At 69.5% G+C, this 22227-nt stretch carries 17 protein-coding genes; 12 read left to right on the forward strand and 5 right to left on the reverse strand.

Annotated elements, in window-relative coordinates; translation table 11 throughout:
• The first annotated feature begins 63 nt into the window (after positions 1-63).
• Positions 64-1893, forward strand: coding sequence for a chitinase (locus ACFU8W_RS31880; protein WP_384044442.1), 1830 nt, complete (start codon positions 64-66; stop codon positions 1891-1893).
• On the opposite strand, the gene ACFU8W_RS31885 is transcribed toward ACFU8W_RS31880, so the two are convergent.
• Complete coding sequence (locus tag ACFU8W_RS31885) at positions 1878-2702, reverse strand: phosphatase PAP2 family protein (RefSeq protein ID WP_384044446.1); 825 nt, start codon at positions 2700-2702, stop codon at positions 1878-1880. The two genes, ACFU8W_RS31880 and ACFU8W_RS31885, sit on opposite strands and share 16 nt — an antisense overlap.
• Positions 2703-2826: 124 nt before the next feature.
• Complete coding sequence (gene gabT / locus ACFU8W_RS31890; protein ID WP_327244090.1) at positions 2827-4167, reverse strand: 4-aminobutyrate--2-oxoglutarate transaminase; 1341 nt, start codon at positions 4165-4167, stop codon at positions 2827-2829.
• A 269-nt stretch (positions 4168-4436) separates the two neighbouring features.
• Between gabT and ACFU8W_RS31895 the strand changes: the two genes are divergently transcribed.
• From ACFU8W_RS31895 to ACFU8W_RS31905, 3 genes are all read left to right on the forward strand, one after another.
• On the forward strand, positions 4437-6866 hold the full coding sequence (locus ACFU8W_RS31895) for an ATP/GTP-binding protein (protein WP_384044450.1): 2430 nt from the start codon (positions 4437-4439) through the stop codon (positions 6864-6866).
• A 174-nt stretch (positions 6867-7040) separates the two neighbouring features.
• Positions 7041-8612, forward strand: coding sequence for a PucR family transcriptional regulator (locus ACFU8W_RS31900; protein ID WP_384044453.1), 1572 nt, complete (start codon positions 7041-7043; stop codon positions 8610-8612).
• Positions 8613-8806: 194 nt separating this feature from the next.
• Entirely contained in the window at positions 8807-10252 is a 1446-nt protein-coding gene (locus ACFU8W_RS31905; RefSeq protein ID WP_037689742.1) for an aldehyde dehydrogenase family protein, read from the forward strand.
• Positions 10253-10572: 320 nt separating this feature from the next.
• Here ACFU8W_RS31905 and ACFU8W_RS31910 read toward each other — a convergent pair whose 3' ends face one another.
• Entirely contained in the window at positions 10573-10782 is a 210-nt protein-coding gene (locus tag ACFU8W_RS31910) for a hypothetical protein (RefSeq protein WP_384044491.1), read from the reverse strand.
• 46 nt (positions 10783-10828) lie between these two features.
• Positions 10829-11296: a hypothetical protein gene (locus ACFU8W_RS31915; RefSeq protein ID WP_384044456.1), complete on the reverse strand. Its 468-nt coding sequence runs from the start codon at positions 11294-11296 to the stop codon at positions 10829-10831.
• Between the two features lie 265 nt (positions 11297-11561).
• On the opposite strand from ACFU8W_RS31915, the gene ACFU8W_RS31920 reads away from it, so the two are divergent.
• The gene (locus ACFU8W_RS31920; protein ID WP_384044459.1) at positions 11562-11876 is read left to right on the forward strand and encodes a hypothetical protein; all 315 of its coding nucleotides are present in this window, start codon (positions 11562-11564) and stop codon (positions 11874-11876) included.
• A gap of 223 nt (positions 11877-12099) precedes the next feature.
• Positions 12100-13080, forward strand: a complete 981-nt coding sequence (locus tag ACFU8W_RS31925) for a class I SAM-dependent methyltransferase (protein WP_384044462.1) — start codon at positions 12100-12102, stop codon at positions 13078-13080.
• Here the strand turns inward: ACFU8W_RS31925 and ACFU8W_RS31930 are convergent.
• Entirely contained in the window at positions 13036-13464 is a 429-nt protein-coding gene (locus tag ACFU8W_RS31930) for a hypothetical protein (protein WP_384044465.1), read from the reverse strand. The two genes, ACFU8W_RS31925 and ACFU8W_RS31930, sit on opposite strands and share 45 nt — an antisense overlap.
• 468 nt (positions 13465-13932) lie before the next feature.
• On the opposite strand from ACFU8W_RS31930, the gene ACFU8W_RS31935 reads away from it, so the two are divergent.
• The 6 genes from ACFU8W_RS31935 to ACFU8W_RS31960 form a co-directional block, all read left to right on the forward strand.
• Positions 13933-15879 (forward strand): acyl-CoA dehydrogenase family protein, encoded by a 1947-nt coding sequence (locus ACFU8W_RS31935; RefSeq protein WP_345514449.1) that lies wholly within the window; start codon positions 13933-13935, stop codon positions 15877-15879.
• A gap of 99 nt (positions 15880-15978) precedes the next feature.
• Positions 15979-17226, forward strand: a complete 1248-nt coding sequence (gene aroA, locus ACFU8W_RS31940; protein ID WP_384044468.1) for a 3-phosphoshikimate 1-carboxyvinyltransferase — start codon at positions 15979-15981, stop codon at positions 17224-17226.
• Positions 17227-17582: 356 nt separating this feature from the next.
• On the forward strand, positions 17583-18005 hold the full coding sequence (locus ACFU8W_RS31945) for a hypothetical protein (RefSeq protein ID WP_384044471.1): 423 nt from the start codon (positions 17583-17585) through the stop codon (positions 18003-18005).
• A gap of 1169 nt (positions 18006-19174) precedes the next feature.
• Complete coding sequence (gene dxr, locus ACFU8W_RS31950) at positions 19175-20437, forward strand: 1-deoxy-D-xylulose-5-phosphate reductoisomerase (protein WP_384044494.1); 1263 nt, start codon at positions 19175-19177, stop codon at positions 20435-20437.
• Positions 20434-21744, forward strand: coding sequence for an RIP metalloprotease (locus tag ACFU8W_RS31955; RefSeq protein ID WP_266980927.1), 1311 nt, complete (start codon positions 20434-20436; stop codon positions 21742-21744). Before dxr ends, ACFU8W_RS31955 begins: the two co-directional genes overlap by 4 nt.
• A 319-nt stretch (positions 21745-22063) precedes the next feature.
• A partial coding sequence (locus ACFU8W_RS31960; protein WP_356646833.1) for a flavodoxin-dependent (E)-4-hydroxy-3-methylbut-2-enyl-diphosphate synthase occupies positions 22064-22227 on the forward strand: 164 nt, incomplete at its 3' end.

Genomic DNA, 22227 nt, shown 5'->3' on the forward strand with positions numbered 1-22227 from the left:
ACCTGATTGGTCTGGACCATGTTGTGCGCGCCACACTCAATTCCCCCCTGCACGGAGGCCGTTGTGGAACGCACGGGACCCCCCGCCCGATTTTCCGGACTTCTGGCCGCCTTCTCGGCGGCCCTTCTCGTCGCCGGTGGCCTCGCGGCCTCGGCTCCGGCCGCCGCCGCGGCCGACGCCGATCTGGCGCGCAACGGCGGCTTCGAGGCCGGCCTGGACGGCTGGAGCTGTACGGGCGGCAGCGGAGCCGTCGTCAGCACGCCCGTCCACGGCGGAACTTCCGCGCTGAAGGCGACCCCGGCCGGCAGCGACAACGCCCAGTGCTCCCAGACCGTGACGGTCAAGCCGGACTCCACGTACACCCTCAGTGCCTGGGTGCAGGGCAGCTACGTGTACCTCGGCGCGTCCGGGACCGGCACCACCGATGTGTCGACGTGGACGCCGTCCGCGACCGGCTGGCAGCAGCTCACCACCACGTTCAGGACCGGCGCCGCCACGACCTCGGTGACGATCTACACCCACGGGTGGTACGGGACTCCCGCCTACTACGCCGACGACCTCTCCCTCACCGGACCCGGCGGCGACCCGGTCGCACTCCCGGCCACCCCCACCGGACTGAAGGCCGCACCCACCACCTCCTCGTCCGTCACCCTCTCCTGGACCGGCTCCACGGGAGCGACCGGCTACCACGTCTACCGGGGCGGCACGAAGGTCCTCTCCGTCGCCGGAACCTCCGCCACCGTGTCGGGCCTGGCCGCCTCGACCGCGTACAGCTTCCAGGTCGCCGCGACCAACTCCGCAGGTGAGTCCGCCAAGACCGCTGCCGTCACCGCCACCACCACGGCGGGCGGCGGAGGCGGTGGCGGTGGCGCGGGCCTCCCCGCCCACGCCCTCGTCGGCTATCTGCACTCCAGCTTCGCCAACGGCTCCGGATACACGCGGATGGCGGACGTACCCGACTCCTGGGACGTCATCGACCTGGCCTTCGGTGAGCCGACCTCCGTCACCTCCGGCGACATCCGGTTCTCGCTCTGCCCCGTCACCGAGTGCCCGAACGTCGAGTCCGCGGCCGAGTTCAAGGCAGCCATCAAGGCCAAGCAGGCCGCGGGCAAGAAGGTGCTGATCTCCATCGGCGGTCAGAACGGCCAGGTGCAGCTCTCGACCACCGCCGCCCGTGACGCCTTCGTCTCCTCCGTCAGCAAGATCATCGACGAGTACGGTCTGGACGGCCTGGACATCGACTTCGAGGGCCACTCGCTCTCGCTGAACACCGGCGACACCGACTTCCGCAATCCGACCACGCCGGTCATCGTCAACCTGATCTCCGCGGTGAAGACCCTCAAGGCCAAGTACGGCGACACGTTCGTCCTGACCATGGCGCCCGAGACATTCTTCGTGCAACTCGGCTACCAGTACTACGGCTCGGGCCCCTGGGGCGGCCAGGACCCGCGCGCCGGTGCCTACCTGCCGGTCATCCACGCCCTGCGTGACGACCTCACCCTGCTGCACGTCCAGGACTACAACTCGGGTTCCATCATGGGTCTGGACAACCAGTACCACTCGATGGGCGGCGCCGACTTCCACATCGCCATGACCGACATGCTGCTCACCGGCTTTCCGGTGGCCGGCGACACCACCAAGGTCTTCCCTGCGCTCCGCCCCGACCAGGTGTCCATCGGCCTGCCTGCCTCCACCCAGGCGGGCAACGGATACACCTCGCCCGCCGAGGTCACCAAGGCGCTGAACTGCCTGACGAAGAAGGCCGACTGCGGTTCGTACGCCACGCACGGGACCTGGCCCGGACTGCGCGGACTGATGACGTGGTCGATCAACTGGGACCGCTTCAACAACGGTGAGTTCTCGAAGAATTTCGACGCCTACTTCGGCGGCTGACGCCGCCGTGAGGAACAGCCCGGCCTGCTGAGTGCCAGGAGCAGCAGCCCGCTCAGGCACCAGCTGCCGAGCACATCCAGCGGCCAGTGATAGCCGCGCAGTACCAGACCGATGCCCGTCGCCACTGTCAGCAGGACAGCGGCGACGGGCATCATCCATGACCACTTCGACCGCCCCGCCGGACCCGTGCGCGGTGCGAGCAACAGCGCCGCGGCCCCGTACGCCACCGCAGCCGTCGCCGCGTGGCCCGACGGGTAGTAGCCGGTCGCCTCGGTCAGCGGTCCCGGCCGGGCGATCCAGTCCTTGAGCGGGACGATCACCGCCGGTACCACCGCCATGGCCGACGCCGCGTACAGCGGTTCACGGCGTGCGCCGCGCAGCAGCGCGTATGCGATCGCGCAGCCCAGGACCGGGAGCGCGACCTGCATATTGCCGAGATCGGCGAGGAATTCGGCGAGCCGGGCGGGACCGTGTCCGACGACGGACCGGCCGATCCGCTCGTCCAGCCCGCGCAGCGGGCCGTCGGCCGCGACCTGCCAGGTGAGGAGCGCAAAGACCGCGAGCAGTGACGACACCAGCGAAAGGAGAAAAGCCGGCCGCCCCGGAACAGGGGGGGTGGTTCCGGGGCGGCCGCCTGGATCGGTTTGCCGCGCGCCCCGGGGGGTTTGGGGCGAGCGGCCATCCGATCGGTGAGGAGTTCCGGAGCCAAAGGCTCCAGTGGTGTGCGCGAAGGCACGACCAGGACGGCGCCGGGGAAGCTCCGACCCGGTCTCGCTCGCAGTGCCCTGCGAGCGGGGTGTTTCTCTCATCTGCAGAAACCGTACGGCAGCCGATGGGGGACCGACAGCGGGAATCGGATCCCGCCATCGCCCCCCCACACCTTCTTCACAGACCCTCACGTGGGCCCGGTCAGGATCCGGCGCCAGGACCGGATCAGATCTGGGTGAAGGCCTGCTCGATGACGTCGAGGCCCTCGTTCAGCAGGTCCTCGCCGATCACCAGCGGCGGCAGGAAGCGCAGCACATTGCCGTAGGTGCCGCAGGTGAGGACGAGCACGCCCTCGGCGTGGCAGGCCTTCGCGAGCTTCGCGGCGGCCTCCGGGTTCGGGTCCTTCGTGCCGGACTTCACCAGCTCGATCGCGATCATCGCGCCGCGGCCGCGGATGTCACCGATGACGTCGCCGTTCGGCAGCTTCGCCTGCATCTCGGCGAGGCGGCCCTTCATGACCTCCTCGATGCGCTTCGCCTTCCCGTTCAGGTCCAGCTCACGCATGGTCTCGATGGCGCCGAGCGCACCCGCGCAGGCCACCGGGTTACCGCCGTACGTACCGCCGAGGCCGCCCGCGTGCGCGGCGTCCATGATCTCGGCGCGGCCGGTCACTGCGGAGAGCGGCAGACCGCCCGCGATGCCCTTGGCGGTGGTGATCAGGTCGGGGACGATGCCCTCGTCTTCGCAGGCGAACCACTGGCCGGTACGGCAGAAGCCGGACTGGATCTCGTCCGCGACAAAGACGATGCCGTTGTCCTTGGCGAACTGCGCGATGGCGGGGAGGAAGCCCTTCGCCGGCTCGATGAAGCCGCCCTCACCGAGCACCGGCTCGATGATGATCGCGGCGACGTTGTCGGCACCGATCTGCTTGGTGATCTGGTCGATGGCCTGGGCGGACGCCTCGGCACCGGCATTCTCCGCACCGGTCGGCCAGCGGTAGCCGTACGCCACCGGGACGCGGTAGACCTCGGGCGCGAACGGACCGAAGCCCTGCTTGTACGGCATGTTCTTGGCGGTCAGCGCCATCGTGAGGTTCGTCCGGCCGTGGTAGCCGTGGTCGAAGACGACGACGGCGGTGCGCTTGGTGTAGGCACGGGCGATCTTCACGGCGTTCTCGACGGCCTCGGCGCCCGAGTTGAACAGCGCGGACTTCTTGGCGTGGTCGCCCGGCGTCAGCTCGGCGAGCTGCTCACAGACCTCGACGTACCCCTCGTACGGCGTGACCATGAAACAGGTGTGGGTGAAGTCGGCCAGCTGCGCGGACGCGCGGCGCACGACGGCCTCGGCGGAGGCGCCGACCGAGGTCACGGCGATGCCGGAGCCGAAGTCGATCAGACGGTTGCCGTCCACGTCCTCGATGATCCCGCCACCGGCACGGGCGGTGAACACCGGCAGGGTGGAGCCCACACCTGCGGCGACCGTCGCGAGACGGCGGGCCTGCAGCTCCACCGACTTCGGGCCGGGAATGGCAGTGACGACGCGGCGCTCCTGCGGAATTGCGGTCATGCGGGGCTCCTGGGGGATGTTTCGGACGCTTCTCTCTCTGCAGGCTAGGGGCGAGGCCGGGGGTCCGGCATGTTCCGTTCGGGAGAAGTGGCGGGTCGCGGTTGTCCGTCACGGACATAGCGACCGGCATGGCCCCGGCCCGGCAACAGGTGCGGGACATCCCGCTCGACAGCGTCTGACGGGGTGGTACGGGGCACTAGATTGAGGGGATCGGGCGCCCGCGCCCGGAGTTAGCCGGTCAGCGCTGGTCAGGGGACGAGGGACAGCACATGGACACCGAGGGCACGTACGACTCACGCGGCACCCGCTCCGGTCATCCGGTGCCGCGCCCGGCCGGCCCACCACCGCCCGTGCTGCCGCCCATGCCGGGCCACGCGCCGGCCTCCGGGCCCTCCCTCGGCGACTGGCTGCGCATCCCCAGGCCCATCGCGGAACCGGGCGTCTGGCGGTTCGGTCACACCTCCCGGCCCGCCCAGGAAGAGGAGCGCACGCCCGACCGCACCCTGCTCAGCGGAGCCGTGATCTCGCTGCTGGCCTCGATCCTCATCTGGTCGCTCTGGCGCAACGGATACATCCCGTACTGGCGGGTCCCGCTGAAACTCTTCACCCCCGACGGCTGGTGGGGACCGTTCGGAGACCAGCCGCTGACCCACGGGGCCGTACGGGCGCTCGACATATACCGCCTCCTGATCACCGGAGCCATCTTCTACGGGTTCGGCCGCTTGGGTAACTGGCCCGCCGCGTTCGAACGATGGGTCGGGGGCCGGGGACCCGCCGCGCGAGCCGGCGGAGCCGCGGTCGGCGCCCTGCTGGTCTGGATCCTCGTATGGAACGGGACCGTGCCGGGCATGGAGCTGACCTTCAGCTTCGCCGCACCGTGGCTGGGCGCCGACCGCACTGTGACCACCGCGGTCACGTACACGCTGTACGCCCTGATCACCCTGGTGATCGTGTGGCCGTTCGCGAAGCTGGGGCGGTGGACGGAACTGCTGCGCCGGACCTCCGGCGGCAAGGGACCGCAGCACCCGCCGACGGACCGCGCCGCCACGACCGAACGCGCGAGCGGCAACGTGCACGGCGGCGCGGCCCGGGACGCAGGCCGCGGCACCGAAAGCCGTACCGACGACGGCGCGGACGATCCGGCCGAGTGGCCCGACGTGCGCGCCGCCGGGCAGAACCAGGTCGCTGCCAAGCTCTCCCAGGAGGCGCGCTCGGGCCGGATGAACGACGTCGACTACGCCCGTATCCGACGTGCCTGGACGTCCGTACGCGCCGACAGCAACCGGCTCCCCGCCTTCACCGACACCGTGCTGCGCAACGGCGCCGCCGCCTGCACCCACCCCTCCGGCGCACGTGATCTACCCGTCCGTGCCGCCCGGCACGACCTGCTGGTCGACCAGGTCAGGCTCGGCACCGTCGACGACAGCGAACGCAACCCCTACGCGCGCCGCGGCAGCGGCATCGCCCTCGACCCCGGGCTGCTCGGCACCTCCCTGCTGGCGGTCGGGCCGCCGGGAGCGGGCAAGAGCCGCGCATTGATCCGGCCGGTCGTCGAATCCCTCGCCCTCCAGGCGCTCGCCGGGCGCGCCGCCGTCGTCGCGGTGTGCGCCGCCGGAACCCAGCTCGGCGCCGACGAGGGCTTCGACGTCGTGGTCAAGCTCGGCGACCCGTCCTCCGTCCACGATCTCGACCTGTACGGAGGCACCACCGACCCCGACGAAGCCGCTGCCGCCCTGGCCGAGGGGCTCGTCGGTGATCTCCAGGAGGTGGACAGCCGACGCGCCGCCACCGCCCTCGCCCAGCTCCTCGGTCCCTACCGCGCCGCCCACGGTCGCTTCCCGTCCGTCCCGGAGCTGCGGGAACTGCTCGACGGCGTACCGGAGACGCTCTCCACCCTGCGCGCGGCCCTCGACACGACGGGCAGGCAGGACATGCACCGCGAACTGGACGCGCGCGCCCGCCAGTCCGGCGCCCCCGGCGACGCCGGACCCGCGCTCGCCGACCGGGTCGCTCTCCTCGACCGGCCCGCGTTCGCCGAATTCTTCGACACGACCGGCAAGACCCGCCCCTTTTCCCTGCGGGCCCTGGAGCACCCCCTGAGGGTCCGCATCGACCTGCCCGAACGCGGCCACGCCGAGGCGTCGCGGATGATGGCCCGCCTTGTCCTCGCCCAGTTCACCGCGAGCGCCGCCACCCGCACGGACCGCTCGCTCTTCGCCTGCCTCGTCCTCGATGACGCGACCCGGGCCCTGACCCCCGACACCGTCCGCGGAATCCAGCGGCTGCGCTCCGCGCACGCCGGAGCCGTGGTCACGCTGCGCACCCTCGACGACGTCCCGGAGAACCTCCACACGGCGCTGCTCGGCGCTGTGGGCTGCCGGATGGCGTTCTCCGGGATCACCACCTGGGACGGCAAGAAGTTCGCCGAGGCGTGGGGCACGGAATGGGTCGAGACGAGGGACGTCACCCAGCGCACGGTCTTCGCCGACCAGCCGATGACCCGGGCCATCCACGCCTTCCGGAAACTGGTCACCGGGAAGGCCGTGACCACGGACGCGGTGACCGTACGCCAGGTCGAACGCGAACGCTGGTCCGCCTCCGAACTGGCCCATCGCGTTCCGGCCGGACACGCGGTGCTGTCCCTCACGACAGTACGGGGGGACCATGCGCCGCCCCTGCTGGTGAACCTGAACGGCTGAACCGTGTCCGTGCGGCCCGGACGTGCGGACCGGGTCCTCCCTGGCGGATCCGACGGGCGGGAACGGTGCTTTATCTCCGGGAGCAGTGACGGCGGACCCTGCCGCCCTGGCAGAATCGGGAGGAGCCGTTCGTACGGGACGGCGAAATCGACTCCTGAAGGTCCTGCGGTCTCCATGCCCCCCACACTCGCCTCGCTCGTCCAGCACTCGGCGCTCAGACTCACGGTGCGTGCGGGGGCGGACCGGCTCGACCAGCCCGTGCGCTGGGCGCATGCCAGCGAGCTCGCCGACCCCGTCCCTTACATGGAGGGTGGGGAACTCCTTCTCGTCACCGCCACCAACCTCGACGCGGAGAACCCCGAAGCGATGCGGCGGTACGTGCGACGGCTGGCCGGCGCCGGGGTTGTCGGGCTGGGCTTCGCCGTGGGCGTCAACTACGACGACGTACCCCAGCCGCTCATCGACGCCGGGGAGGAGGCCGGGCTGCCGATCCTGGAAGTGCCGCGCCGCACCCCGTTCCTCGCCATCGCCAAGGCCGTTTCGTCGGAGATCGCCGCCGACCAGTACCGGGCGGTGACAGCGGGGTTCGAGGCCCAGCGGGATCTGACCAGGGCCGCACTCGCGGGGGACGGACCCGCCGAACTCCTCACTCGGCTCGCCGCACAGGTCGACGGCTGGGCCGCGCTGTACGACGCCTCCGGTGCTGTCGTGGCTGCCGCCCCCGACTGGGCCGCCCGGCGTGCCGCCCGGCTCACCCCCGACGTCGAGCGCCTGCGAGAGCGCCCTGCTCCGGCGAGCGTGGTCGTCGGCGACACCGACGACCGGGTCGAGCTCCAGACCTTGGGCACCGGCCGCAGGGCCCGGGGCGCCCTGGCCGTGGGCACCGGTTCGGCTCTCGGTACCGCCGAGCGGTACGCCGTGCACTCGGCCGTCGCCCTGCTGACCCTCACCACCGCCCGCTCGCGCTCCCTCCAGGGCGCTGAGCAGCGGCTCGGCGCGGCGGTGCTGAGGATGCTCCTGGCCGGCCAGCCGGACCACGCGCGGGCCGTTGCCGGGGACCTGTACGGAGGGCTGCTCGATGCTCCTTTCCGGCTGCTGATCGCGGAGGCGACCGAGCCGTCGACACCGGCGCTGCTCGGTGAGGCGATGGAGGCGGCGGCCTTCCGGGCCGGCGAGGCGCTGTTGACGGTTCCCGAGGGCGAGCGGCTCGTCGTCCTCGCCGCGGACGGTGGTGCGGCTGTCGCCGCGTGCACGGCATATGCGGAGGCACAGGACGAGCGGGCCCCACGCGATCAGAAGACGCCCGAGGAAGGGGGAGTGGTGGTCGGGCTGTCCGCACCGGCGGGTCCGATCGCCGTCTCCGCCGCATACAAGCAGGCCGAACAGGCACTCTCGGTCGCCCGCCGCCGGGGCAGGGCCCTCGTCGAGCACGAAGAGCTGGCGGCCGGCTCGGTTCTGCCACTGCTCGCGGACGACGCGGTACGGGCCTTCGCGGACGGCATGCTCCGCGCCTTGTACGAGCACGATGCGAAGGGGCGCGGAGACCTGGTCGCCTCGCTGCGTGCCTGGCTCTCCCACCACGGGCAGTGGGACGCGGCCGCAGCCGACCTGGGCGTGCACCGCCACACCCTGCGCTACCGAATGCGGCGCGTGGAGGAGATTCTCGGCCGGTCCCTGGACGATCCGGATGTCCGGATGGAACTGTGGCTGGCGCTGAAGGCCACCAGCTCACCGTCGATGCCGTGACACGGAGCCCGGCCGTCGCCTGAGGGTGCCCGCGCGCCGGACGGTTGGGGCAAACCGTTCCGACGGGCGCGGGTCATCCGACAAACCGGCGCATGCCTGCTGCCCTTCGCTCCATGGCGGACAAGCGTCAGGTCGACGGTCCGGCCCTACGGTGGGGGCAAGACACCCCACGACTCCGAAGGGCCGGAACCTCCATGACTTCCACCCACGCCTTCTGGCTCGCCGGCCGCCAGGCCACCGGCGAGGACAGCTTCGACGTCACCAACCCCTGGGACGGCCGTCTCGTCGGTACGGTCAGTGTGCCGACCGACGCGCAGATCGAGGAGGCCGTCGCCGCCGCGCACGCCGTGCGCGAGGAGTTCGCCGCGACGCCCGCCCACGTCCGCGCCGCCGCCCTCGACCACGTCGTACGGCGTCTCGTGGAGCGCACCGAGGAGATCGCCCAGCTGATCTCCGCCGAGAACGGCAAGCCCATCAAGTGGGCGCGCGGCGAGGTCGGCCGCGCCGTCTCCGTGTTCCGGTTCGCCTCCGAGGAGGCCCGTCGCTTCAACGGCGGCGACGCCCAGCGTCTCGACACCGACGCCGGTGGCACCGGCCGTCTCGGGCTGACCCGGCGCTTCCCGCGCGGCACGGTCCTCGGTATCGCGCCCTTCAACTTCCCGCTGAACCTGAGCGCCCACAAGGTCGCCCCGGCCATTGCCGTCGGCGCCCCGATCATCCTGAAGCCCGCCCCGGCCACCCCGATCTCGTCGCTGATCCTCGGCGAGCTGCTGGCCGAGACCGACCTCCCGGCCGGTTCGTGGTCCGTGCTCACGGTGCCCAACGACCGGATGCCCGCCCTCGTCCAGGACGAGCGCCTGCCCGTGATCTCCTTCACGGGTTCCGGCCCGGTCGGCTACTCCATCCTGGAGTCGGTGCCGCGCAAGCACTGCACCCTGGAGCTGGGCGGCAACGGTGCGGCGGTCGTCCTCGGCGACTACGCCTCCGACGAGGACCTGGACTGGGCCGCGAGCCGGATCGCGACCTTCTCCAACTACCAGGGCGGCCAGTCCTGCATCTCGGTGCAGCGCGTCATCGCGGACGCCTCGGTCTACGACCGGCTCGTCCCGAAGATCGTCGCGGCTGTCGAGGCCCAGGTCACCGGCGACCCGTCCGACGCTGCCACCGACGTCGGCCCGCTCGTCAGCGAGGACGCCGCCAAGCGCGTCGAGTCCTGGGTGGACGAGGCTGTGCAGGCAGGCGCCCAGCTGCTCACCGGCGGCAAGCGGGACGGTGCCACCTACGCGCCGACCGTCCTTGCGGAACTCCCGGACGGCGTCAAGCTCTCCTGCGAGGAGGTCTTCGGACCGGTCCTGTCCGTACAGAAGGTGGACGGCGAGGCCGAGGCCTTCGCCTCCGTCAACTCCTCGAAGTACGGCCTGCAGGCAGGTGTGTTCACCCACGACCTGCAGACCGCGTTCCGTGCGCACCGGGCCCTTGAGGTCGGCGGCGTGATCATCGGCGACGTCCCCTCCTACCGCGCGGACCAGATGCCGTACGGCGGAGCCAAGCAGTCCGGCGTCGGCCGTGAGGGTGTCCGCTACGCGATGGACGACTACACCTACGAGCGCGTGCTGGTCCTCACCGGCCTCGCCCTCTAGTGCCGTGACCGGCAAAGCCTGCCGGGAGGGGCACTAGCCCGCAGACCGGATCGAACCGATCCGACAGAGCCGCCTGTAATCCGCCTGGACAGCACGACAGCAGGCGGCAGAACGGCCGGAGCCCACTGTGCGGGGGCTCCGGCCGTTCCTGCGTATCTGCACCCTGACCTGCGGTGATGGTCGGATCTTGGCTGGTTCCTGTGGCGTAGTGGGAACACTGTGGAACACGCGGTGTGACCTCGGCTCACGACGAGCGCTCCGGGGACCGGCAGATCCCGACCCTCCCTACGGGAGACGGGAGGGTCGGGGTGTGCCCGGTCCTATGCCGCTTCGTACCGATGGGCCCGGCCGCCGCGCCATTCGATCCAGTGCGGGTCGTCGAGGCAATGCTCGGCGTCGTAGATCCCGGCCCGCCGGAGGAATTCGACGAGGTCGCGGTCGTCGTGGGCGAGCCCGGCGATCTCTCCGTTGATGGTGACCGCCCGGCCGCCGGACGGTGCGGAGCGATGCACGACTATCGGGGCGTTCATCATGCATCCAGGGTGTGCCCGCTCGGCTGCTCGTGCGCGCCGCGCATCACGCAGTTTCGTATCTGTGCGCTGCGGCTCCCTGCCACCGGACCACGGCCGGGTTGTCGAGGATCCGTTTCGGGTCTTTCAGCCCGGCGTCGGCGAGGAACACGATGAGGTCGTGATCGCTGTGAGCGAGTCCGAGCCGTTCGTCACGATTGTTGATGTGCACGATCACGGGGCGGGCGCCGGACGGGGTGGGTGGCTGGATGGTGATCGGTGGTGTTGCCATAACTCCAAGGGTGGCCCGGGGCGGCGGTGGCCGCATCCGGCCGGCCCAGGTGCGAAGGGCCTCGTCCCGCGTGAGGGTCGGGGTACGGGCGATGGCCCGGCTGCGCCGGCCCTGCCGGCACTCCTTGCATTTCCGGCCGACGTGGCGAGGGACGACAACGGCTGTCTTGCCGAGCGCGGTCAGCTCGGCGACCGTCCCGGCACCGGTGAACACCTCGGGCCGGACCGGGTTTCCGGTGACCACCGTTGAAGCGCGTACCGCTTCCGGTACGAGCCGTCGATCGCCCTGTGCGGCTGGAGGACACCGATGGGGACGCGGCCCATGTCTGCCACGCTCGCCGGCGGTGCCTCGTCCTCATCCGTCGGTCGCAACGGCAGTGGAAACGCGTCTCAGGTTGCCGGGACCTGGCATTGCCGAGCCCCGCCAGGTCCGACGACCATATGGGCAACCCCGGAACGGGCGTCACGCGTGTTCCGGACCTCACCTGATCGGAAAGCGGAGCGGACTCATGGCATGGGTGGTAGGAGCGGGCATGCTCATGGGGCTGCTGGCGATCGCATCGGGAATCGTGACGCTCCGGACCGGGTGGATCCTGCCCGCGGCGCGCCGCCACGTCACCAGGCCCCAGCTCCACGGCCTCGGCGCCCTGGCAGCGGGCGCATGCCCACTGGTACAGGGCCTCTTCTACTTCCGAATCCTGCCGAGCGCCTCCTGGGAAATCCGCTTCTTCGGCGGAAACGCCCTTTCGCTCACTGGTCTCCTCCTCATTGCCGCGAGCCAGCTGCTGTCGCCCCGCCGAAGCCCGGACCGTACTGATCCCTGAGGCGTCTAAAAGGTGCTACGCGAGTACGGCGTTCGCCACGCGGCCACTCGAAGCCGAGATCGGCCGCGCTCCGATTCAGAAGAGGAACGTCGGCCCAACACCGTTCATCCGGAGTATGACGGCCGGGGAAATCCTCGAATCCATCGCCGGTTTTCGCCGACGGGTATCCGGCGCACGACGTTACTATCGCGCCCGTCCATCCGACTGAGACCGCGAGGTACCCGTGGCACCCCTCAGCAAGCTCTGCCTTCAGCTCGACGACGTTGAACTCCCGGACGCAATCCCTTACTCCCAGGTGAGCGCATGGGAATTGCGCTTTCTCTACCTGTTGGGACGCCATCGGCTGAGTGGAGAGGGCAAGGTGATCGAGCTCGGATCGGGCGGCGGTGGATCGACGTACGCGCTCGCACTCGGTCTCAAGGAGAACCCGGACTTCGACAAGAAGACCAACAAGCTGCACGCGTACGACTTCTTCCGGGTCGGAAAGGGCACCTTCGCCTCCGAGAAATTCTTCTCGGCCGGGGCCGCGCCCGAGGACACCAACTCCTTTCTCGAAGATTTCAAGGACAAGCTGAAGCCGTTCATCGACTTCATCGAGCTGCACCCCGGCGACATCTGGCAGACCTCCGATCCCGAAGATCACAGCCCCATCGAGTTCCTGCATGTCGACATCGCCAAGACGGCGCGGGTCTTCCGCTGTGTGGCCGAGCGCTTCCTGCCCCGCCTGGAGCCAGGCTCCGTTGTGCTGCACCAGGACTTCGCCAGCCCCCGGCTGCCGTGGCTGCACTACAGCACCGGTCTGCTGCTGCCGTACATCGAGATTGCCGGGCCGCCCATCCGCTCCACACTGGCCTTCGAGGTGATCAAGCCGATCCCGCAGGACGTGCTGCGGGCCATAGCCGAGGATGCCTTCGACACCGATGAGAAGCTGAAGCTGATGTCGGCCGTCCAGGATGTCGTCGACCGGGACTACACCGACGGGATCCCGTTCAAGGCCGTGGTCGAACTCGCCAAGGCCTATGTCGCCCACTACGAGGGTGACCACCGCCGCGCCTGGAAGATAGCCAAGCCGCTGACCTCGAACGAATACCTGAGCCGGACCCGCAAGGACCACTTCGCCCAGCTGGAGAAGGCGCTGAACGAGGCCAGTGGCGGATCCTCAGGTCTGGCCCGGCTGGTCAAGAAGGTGACGCGCAGGGCGTAGGCGCCGGGTGGTCCCGGAGGCGATCGAAGTCCTGAATCGGATCCGAGTCACCCGACCCGGCGGCCTGGAGCCGCTCGAGGGTCCGGTCCAGGATCGCCCGGAGCCGGTCCACGTCCGCGGAGTCCTGGGCCCCCGCTTGGGCAGCACCGTGACTCCGGCCGCGCGCTCGCCGCCCAGCAGCACGAAGAGCCCGGGGGTCTCCACATTCTCCCGGAACACCGTCCATTCGATGGAGAAGGACACCCGCTCACCGGTGCTGACCGCGGCGCGGTCGTCGGCCACCATGCGGCACTGCCCGTACGGCTCCACGATGCTGAACATCCGGCGGGCCATGGTGCGCAGCCCACGTACGGTGCCCCAGGACGCGATTCCCACGGAAAGCACCAGCGAGATGATCCACACGGGCAGCGCGGCATTGCGGAGAGGAATCCCCGCCCATGGTGTCCATGGGCGGGGATCCTGGTGAGCTCCTCCTAATGGCCTGGGCCGGAGATTCTTCGGCAGCAGGCGGCAACTTTGTCGAGGACTTTCGTCGGCTGTCCCGTGGACGAGGCCCTGCACTCGATCTTCGGGGCGGCCTGGTTCATGCCCCTGCAGAAGTGGGTCCCCTCTGTGCGGGGGCTCCGGCCGTTCCTGCTTCTCCCTCGATCCAGGCCCGACCGCAGTTCGCCCGCTGAACGTGCCACTGGAGTGGCTCTCGACCCGATCGGCGTCCGGGGGCTGGTGAGGCAGGCAGGAATCGGGTACATACGGACGAGTAGCACCGGTTGGTATGCCTCGGCAGGCGCGCATGCGCGCCCCGCGCGGACCGGCCGGGTCCGCCCACCGACAACGCGGCGAGGTGAGCTCCTCATGTCCGCACCATCCGCTCCGAAGAACACGCCCAAGGTCACAGAGCGTGAAGCGCGTCAAGTGGCCGAAGCCGCACGCGAGCAGGACTGGCGCAAGCCCAGTTTCGCCAAGGAACTCTTCCTCGGCCGCTTCCGGCTGGACCTGATCCATCCACATCCACTGCCGCCCGGCGACGACGTCCGGCGCGGCGAGGCGTTCCTCGCCCGGTTGCGTGATTTCTGCGAAACCAAGATCGACGGCGCTCTGATCGAGCGTGAGGCGAAGATCCCCGACGAGGTCATCAACGGCCTCAAGGAACTCGGCGCCCTCGGGATGAAGATCGACCCGAAGTACGGTGGCCTGGGACTGACCCAGGTCTACTACAACAGGGCGCTCGCCCTGGTCGGCTCCGCCAACCCGGCGATCGGCGCGCTTCTCTCCGCCCACCAGTCCATCGGCGTGCCGCAGCCGCTGAAGCTCTTCGGCAGTCAGGAGCAGAAGGACACGTTCCTTCCCCGGCTCGCCCGCACCGACATCTCGGCGTTTCTTCTCACCGAACCGGATGTCGGCTCCGACCCTGCCCGGCTCGCCACCTCGGCCGTGCCGGACGGTCCCGACTACATCCTCGACGGTGTGAAGCTGTGGACGACCAATGGTGTCGTCGCCGACCTGCTGGTCGTCATGGCCCGTGTCCCGAAGTCGGTCGGTCACAAGGGCGGCATCACCGCGTTCGTCGTCGAGGCGGACGCCCCGGGCATCACCGTGGAGAACCGCAATGCCTTCATGGGGCTGCGCGGGCTCGAGAACGGTGTGACCCGCTTCCACCGCGTCCGGGTCCCGGCCGCCAACCGCATCGGCCCCGAGGGAGCCGGTCTCAAGATCGCCCTCACCACGCTCAACACGGGCCGGCTGTCGCTCCCCGCCATGTGCGTCGGCGCGGGAAAGTGGTGCCTGAAGATCGCCCGCGAATGGTCGGCGGCCCGCGAACAATGGGGCAGGCCGGTCGCCCGGCACGAAGCCGTCGGTGCCAAGATCTCTTTCATCGCGGCCACCACATTCGCCCTGGAAGCAGTTGTCGACCTCGCCTCCCAGATGGCGGACGAGGATCGCAACGACATCCGGATCGAGGCAGCCCTGGCCAAGCTGTACGGCTCCGAGATGGGCTGTCTCATGGCCGACGAACTGGTCCAGATCCGGGGCGGCCGGGGCTTCGAGACCGCCGACTCCCTCGCCGCCAGGGGCGAACGGGCCGTGCCCGCAGAACAGCTCCTCCGCGACCTGCGGATCAATCGGATCTTCGAGGGCTCGACAGAGATCATGCATCTGCTGATCGCCCGCGAGGCCGTCGACGCCCACCTGAAGGTCGCCGGAGATCTTATCGACCCCGACAAGCCCCTCTCGGCCAAGGCGAAGGCGGGGGCGAACGCCGCCGGCTTCTACGCCCGCTGGTTGCCCAAGCTTGTCACCGGACCAGGGCAACTGCCGCGCACCTACACCGAGTTCCATCCGCCCGGGCACCCGGACCTGTCCACCCATCTGCGCTACGTCGAACGCTCTGCCCGCAAACTGGCCCGCTCCACCTTCTATGCGATGTCGCGCTGGCAGGGACGCATGGAGACCAAGCAGGGTTTTCTCGGCAGGATCGTCGACATCGGTGCCGAACTCTTCGCGATGAGCGCCGCCTGTGTCCGTGCCGAGCTTCTGCGCACCACCGACGAGCACGGCCGGGAGGCCTATCAACTCGCCGACGCCTTCTGCCACCAGTCCCGCATTCGCGTCGAGGAACTCTTCACCCGCCTGTGGTCCAACACCGATCAGCTCGACCGGCGCGTGGTCGACGGCGTCCTGTCCGGGGCGTACCTCTGGCTGGAACAGGGTGTCGTCGACCCGAGCGGTGAGGGCCCCTGGATCGCCGACGCCACCCCCGGCCCGGCAACCAAGGACAACGTCCACCGTCCCATCCGCTGACCGCCGGTCCATCGAGCCGACCGGTCGGGTCGGGCGGGGGGCGTCCACTCGCTGGACGCCCCCCGCCCGGCCGTGTGCCGCACGGCAGGATGGGGTCCCGTGACCGTCATCGACATCCCCGGTTCCAAATCCGTCACCGCACGTGCCCTGTTCCTGGCTGCTGCCGCGGACGGCATCACCACCCTCGTGCGCCCACTGCGCTCGGATGACACCGAGGGCTTTTCCGAGGGCCTTTCGTCCCTCGGTTACGAGGTCGCGCAGGAAGCGGACCGCTGGCACATCGGGGGCCGCCCGGCCGGACCCGCCACCACCGAGGCCGATATCTACTGTCGCGACGGCGCCACCACGGCCCGCTTCCTGCCCACCCTTGCCGCAGCCGCAGCCGCCGGCACGTACCGCTTCGACGCCTCCGCGCAGATGCGCCGCCGCCCACTTGCCCCGCTCACCGAGGCCCTGCGTACGCTCGGCGTCGAGCTGCATCATGAGGCTGCCGAAGGCCACCATCCGCTGCGGATCGTCGCCGCCGGGATCAGGGGAGGCGCACTCACCCTGGACGCGGGGCAGTCCTCCCAGTACCTCACCGCACTCCTGATGCTCGGGCCGCTGACCGCGGAAGGACTCCGGATCACCGTCACCGACCTGGTCTCCGCCCCGTACATCGAGATCACCCTCGCGATGATGCGCAGCTTCGGCGTCGAGGTAACCCGCAGTGGCCACGACAACAATGTCTTCACCGTGCCGCCCGGCGGTTACCGGGCCACTACGTACACCGTCGAACCCGACGCCTCCACGGCCAGCTACTTCTTCGCCGCCGCAGCCCTCACCGGGCACGAGGTCACCGTCCGCGGCCTCGGGACGGACGCACTCCAGGGCGACCTGCGGTTCGTCGACGTGCTGGGCCGCATGGGCGCCGATGTGCGCACCACTGCCGATTCCACCACCGTCCGCTCCGGTGGCGAGCTCTCCGGCCTCACGGTAAATATGCGCGACATCTCCGACACCATGCCGACGCTGGCGGCGCTCGCCCCCTTCGCCTCGGGGCCCGTGCGCATCGAGGATGTCGGCAATACCCGGGTGAAGGAGTGCGACCGTCTGGAAGCCTGCGCGGAGAACCTCCGACGCATGGGCATCACCGTCGATACGGGCCCCGACTGGATCGAGATCCATCCCGGCGCACCCCGCCCCACCGAGATCGCCACCCACGGCGACCACCGCATCGTCATGTCGTTCGCCGTTGCCGGTCTGCGCGTTCCCGGCATCACCTACGACGACCCGGGCTGTGTACGGAAGACGTTCCCGCAGTTTCATGAGGCGTTCGCGGATTTCACGGATCTCACGAACCGTTAGGGTTCCTGGGCCCACGCCGCCCGTGGGAGATTTCATGTTCACGCCGCCCACCCCTCTGCCGTCAGCTCACCTGATTCGCATGACCACAGCGTCATCGATCACCGGCCGCCGACGCCCCTGACGAAAGTAAGGAAAGGCCCTGACGAAAGATCACTGTTCGTGGCCGCAAAGGTCCCTGATGCTTCTGTGGTCGACGGAGTGAGCCCGGACCACGGGCATGCAGTGCAATCGGGCGTCGAGCGAGAACTGATCCAGAACTGCAGAACCAAAGGGGCATGGGGACCGGCAGCGAAATGGGGGCAGCGATGTTCGGTGTGCGGGGTCAACGTGGGCGGCGGTGTCGGGCGGTGGCCGTGATGGTTGCGGTCGTTATGGCCCTGGGTGCAGGCGCGTGCAGCAACGAGGAGGCGTCTGGTGGGTCCGACGACTCGAAGAAGAAGGGCACGTCCTCTGCGGCAGCGCACGCGCCGAGGACGCTCACCGAGGCGCAGCTGAAGGCGGTCGCGTTCGCCGAAGAGGGTGCCATTGCACGCGCGAAGTATGTGAAGGTCGAGCCCGTCTGGGATCCCGAGTTCGCAGCCGAAGCCGACGGTGTGAAGGCGTACCGCTTCACCGTCCGCAGCGTGAAGGAGAAGTCGGAACTGTACGACTACCTCACCGTCGTTCGTTCCGGCTCCACCAACCTCGCCTTCCGCGGCGGAACCACCGGCACCATGGACATGGGCGGCATTCCACAGGACGTCATGACCGCGCAACGGGCGAAGTTCCGCGCATCATGATCTCCGCACTCGCCCAGTTGATCCGGCACGCCCCCACTGTCGTCGTCCCGGCATTGCTGGACCGTCTCGAAACACAGCAGCGCGAGGAGCTCCTCGTCGGCCACACCACGACACCGGCCGTCGTCGAGTACGTACTCGACGGCGGAACCACCGGCGACCGAGTCGCTCTGGCGCGCAACAAACAGACCGAACGAGGCGTACTGCTCGGGCTGTTGGAACACCAGGAGTACGAGGTGGACCGGGCGGTGTATGCCCACCGGCGCACCACCGGCATCATGCGTCGCGCCATCGCTCCCGCCGCGCATGTACCCGAGCTGGGCACCCGGGAGCTCATCTCACTCTTGAGAGGCCATCAACGCGTTCGCCATGCCCTGCGGATCCTGGACGCTCCGCACCGCCTCGACCTCGGCCTGCTGGTGGCCGAGCACCGGCGTGAGCCACTGCCCCCGGGTGCCGTCGAAGCGCTGATCCTCAGCGATGAGTGCCCGCGCGAGGTGGTGCTCGCGCTTCTCGACACCCGGGGGACTCGCTCGTACAGCCGTTGGTGGTACCGCCCGGCCGTGCGAGCGGTCAGGACCGGCGCGATCACCCCCGCCGAACTGGTCCGACACCATGCCCCGCTCGACCGCACCCTGCTGCTGCCTGCCGTTGAGGTACGAGGAGGGCTGCGGTGGAACGACGCCGAGCGGGCTGCGGTGCAACGCGAGATCGACCGCGTCCTGTCCGTGCCCGACAGGGGGCGCCGAGGCGCCGCCCGGACCCGTGGTCGTGACCTGGCACGCCTTGGCGGCCAAGCCCACCGGGTCAGGGACGCCGTGGTCGCGGACCTCGCACACATCGAGGGGTGGTCGCAAACGGCCCGGCGCAAGCAGGCTCTGGCCGCCGGCCTGCTCACCGGCGACGATGTGATCCTCCACGGCGCCCCAGCGCTTCGGGCCCTGGACGAGAGCTGGTGGCTCGGTCACCTGGAACGCTTCGACCTGCCCGAAGCCGTCACAGCCGCCCATGCTCGCGCCACGGCGCTCACCCGCGCCGCCCTCGGCGAGGACGTCGACGCCTGGTGGGCCGCCGCCCAGAGGCTGCCGGAATTCACAGGAACGCTTCCTGAGCTGCTCCTCCCGGAGGTCTCCGGGGACGCGCTGTCCGCCTGCCGGGCCGATGCGGCAACAATGGGGGGCATGAGCGACAGCCCAGCCCCCCTCGCCGACCCGCACCTCGTCTTCGACGCAGTGGAAGGACGCCGGGATCTCGTCATCCTCGGCTCCACCGGGTCCATCGGCACCCAGGCCATCGACCTGGTGTTGCGTAACCCCGACCGCTTCCGCGTCACCGCGCTCTCTGCCGCGGGCGGCCGGGTTGCCCTCCTGGCCGAGCAGGCCCGGCAGCTGAGGGTGCGCACCGTGGCCGTTGCCGCACCGGAGGCGGCGCCGGCCCTGCGCGAGGCGCTGCGTGAGCAGTACGGGGCCGGTGAGCCGCTGCCCGAGATCCTGGCGGGTCCCGACGCCGCCACGCAGCTCGCCGGGAGCGACTGCCACACCGTGCTCAACGGAATCACCGGCTCGATCGGTCTGGCCCCCACGCTCGCCGCGCTGGAGGCGGGCCGCACGCTCGCCCTCGCCAACAAGGAATCGCTGATCGTGGGCGGGCCGCTGGTGAAGGCCCTGGCCAAGCCGGGCCAGATCATCCCGGTCGACTCCGAGCACGCCGCGCTCTTCCAGGCGCTCGCCGCCGGCACCCGGGCCGATGTCCGGAAGCTTGTCGTCACCGCATCCGGCGGCCCGTTCCGGGGACGGACGAAGAGCGAGCTGGCGAGCGTCACACGTGAGCAGGCGCTCGCGCACCCCACCTGGGCCATGGGCCCGGTGATCACGATCAACTCCGCCACTCTGGTCAACAAGGGACTGGAGGTCATCGAGGCGCATCTTCTCTACGACATCCCGTTCGACCGGATCGAGGTCGTCGTCCACCCCCAGTCGTACGTTCACTCCATGGTGGAGTTCACGGACGGCTCCACCCTCGCCCAGGCCACCCCGCCGGACATGCGCGGACCGATCGCCATCGGCCTGGGCTGGCCGGAGCGCATCCCGGACGCGGCACCCGCTTTCGACTGGTCGAAGTCGTCCAGCTGGGAGTTCTTCCCGCTCGACAACGACGCCTTCCCGTCCGTGGGCCTGGCCCGACACGTAGGAGCGCTCGGCGGTACCGCGCCGGCGGTGTTCAACGCCGCCAACGAGGAGTGCGTGGACGCTTTCCTGTCAGGACAGCTGCCGTTCAACGGAATCATGGATACGGTCACGGCGGTGGTGGCCGAACACGGCACCCCTCCCACGGGAACTTCACTCACGGTCGCAGACGTCCTGGAAGCGGAGAGCTGGGCACGGGCCCGGGCTCGGGAACTCTCGGCGAAAGCGACAGCGGAGGCGCGCGCATGAGTATTACGACGGTCCTGTTGACGATTCTGGGCATCGTCGTCTTTGCCATCGGCCTGCTGTTCTCGATCGCCTGGCACGAGCTGGGACACCTGTCGACCGCGAAGCTCTTCGGGATCCGCGTTCCGCAGTACATGGTCGGCTTCGGTCCGACCATCTGGTCGCGGAAGAAGGGCGACACGGAATACGGGATCAAGGCGATCCCGGCCGGTGGCTACATCCGCATGATCGGCATGTTTCCGCCCGGTCCGGACGGACGGATCGAGGCACGCTCCACCTCGCCGTGGCGAGGAATGATCGAGGACGCCCGAGAAGCTGCTTTCGAGGAACTCGAACCGGGTGACGAGAAGCGCCTCTTCTACACGCGCAAGCCATGGAAGCGCGTGATCGTCATGTTCGCCGGACCGTTCATGAACCTGGTACTGGCCGTCGCGATCTTCCTCGGTGTGGCGATGACCTTCGGCTTTCAGACGCAGACCACCGAGGTCGCGGGCGTCCAGAAATGCGTGATCGCGCAGAGCGAGAAGCGGGACAGCTGCAAGAAGAGCGACCCGGTCTCACCCGCGCAGGCCGCCGGACTGAAGAAGGGCGACAAGATCGTCGCCTTCGACGGTCAGAAGGTGGACGACTGGGCCACCCTCTCCGACCGCATCCGCGAAACCATCGGCCCCGCCACCCTCACAGTCCAGCGGGACGGCCAGGAGAAGACCCTTCACGCCGTGCTGCAGAAGAACTCGGTGGCCAAGAAGGACTCCAAGGGTGAGGTGATCCCCGGCAAGTACGTCCCGGCCGGGTATCTCGGCTTCGCAGCCCAGACCGAGATCGTTCCGCTCTCCTTCAACGACTCGGTCGTCCGCATGGGCGACATGATCGAGAACGGCGTCGACTCGATCATCGCCCTCCCGTCCAAGATCCCGGACCTGTGGAGCGCAGCCTTCGGTGACGGCGAGCGAGCGGCCGACTCCCCGGTCGGCGTCGTGGGCGCGGCCAGGATCGGCGGCGAGGTGATGACGCTGGACGTCCCGGCGACGAACCAGATCGCGATGATGCTGTTCCTGCTGGCCGGCTTCAACCTCTCGCTGTTCCTCTTCAACATGCTGCCCCTGCTGCCGCTCGACGGCGGGCACATCGCGGGAGCGCTCTGGGAGTCCCTGCGCCGCAATGTGGCGCGGGTCTTCAAGCGCCCCGACCCCGGCCCCTTCGACGTGGCCAAGCTGATGCCGGTCGCCTATGTCGTCGCCGGTGTCTTCATCTGCTTCACCCTGCTCGTCCTGGTGGCCGACATCGTCAATCCGGTCAAGATCTCCTGACGAGCCCGAGGCAGGGCCGGCCCGAGACATGGGCCGGCCCAGGGCGTCGACCGGTCCGGCGCGCCCATGGGCCCGGCGTCTGCCCGGCCCGGCGCGTCCGCCTGCCACGCGTCGCGACGGACGATCCCGGCGCGACAATCGGGCGGATCGAGCCCGGTGAACCACAGGCGGTGACCAGGCATACATCCGATGCCGGGCGCCTCTGTTTGTGCGGACTTCGGGATGCGGTGTGCTCCGGGCTCCCCCCGGTGCCGTAACCTCGAAGGTCGGAGCCCGCCGATCTCGGGACCTTGATCCACACCTTGGGGATGCTCAGCGCATGACTGCGATTTCTCTCGGAATGCCGTCCGTTCCGACCAAGCTCGCCGACCGGAGGGTCAGCCGCAAGATCCAGGTCGGGTCGGTGGCGGTCGGTGGGGATGCGCCGGTGTCGGTGCAGTCGATGACCACGACCCGTACGTCGGACGTGGGTGCGACGTTGCA

Origin of the sequence: Streptomyces sp. NPDC057565 (assembly GCF_042801455.1) — a bacterium.
In the GTDB taxonomy this organism is placed as follows: Bacteria; Actinomycetota; Actinomycetes; order Streptomycetales; family Streptomycetaceae; genus Streptomyces; species Streptomyces yanii.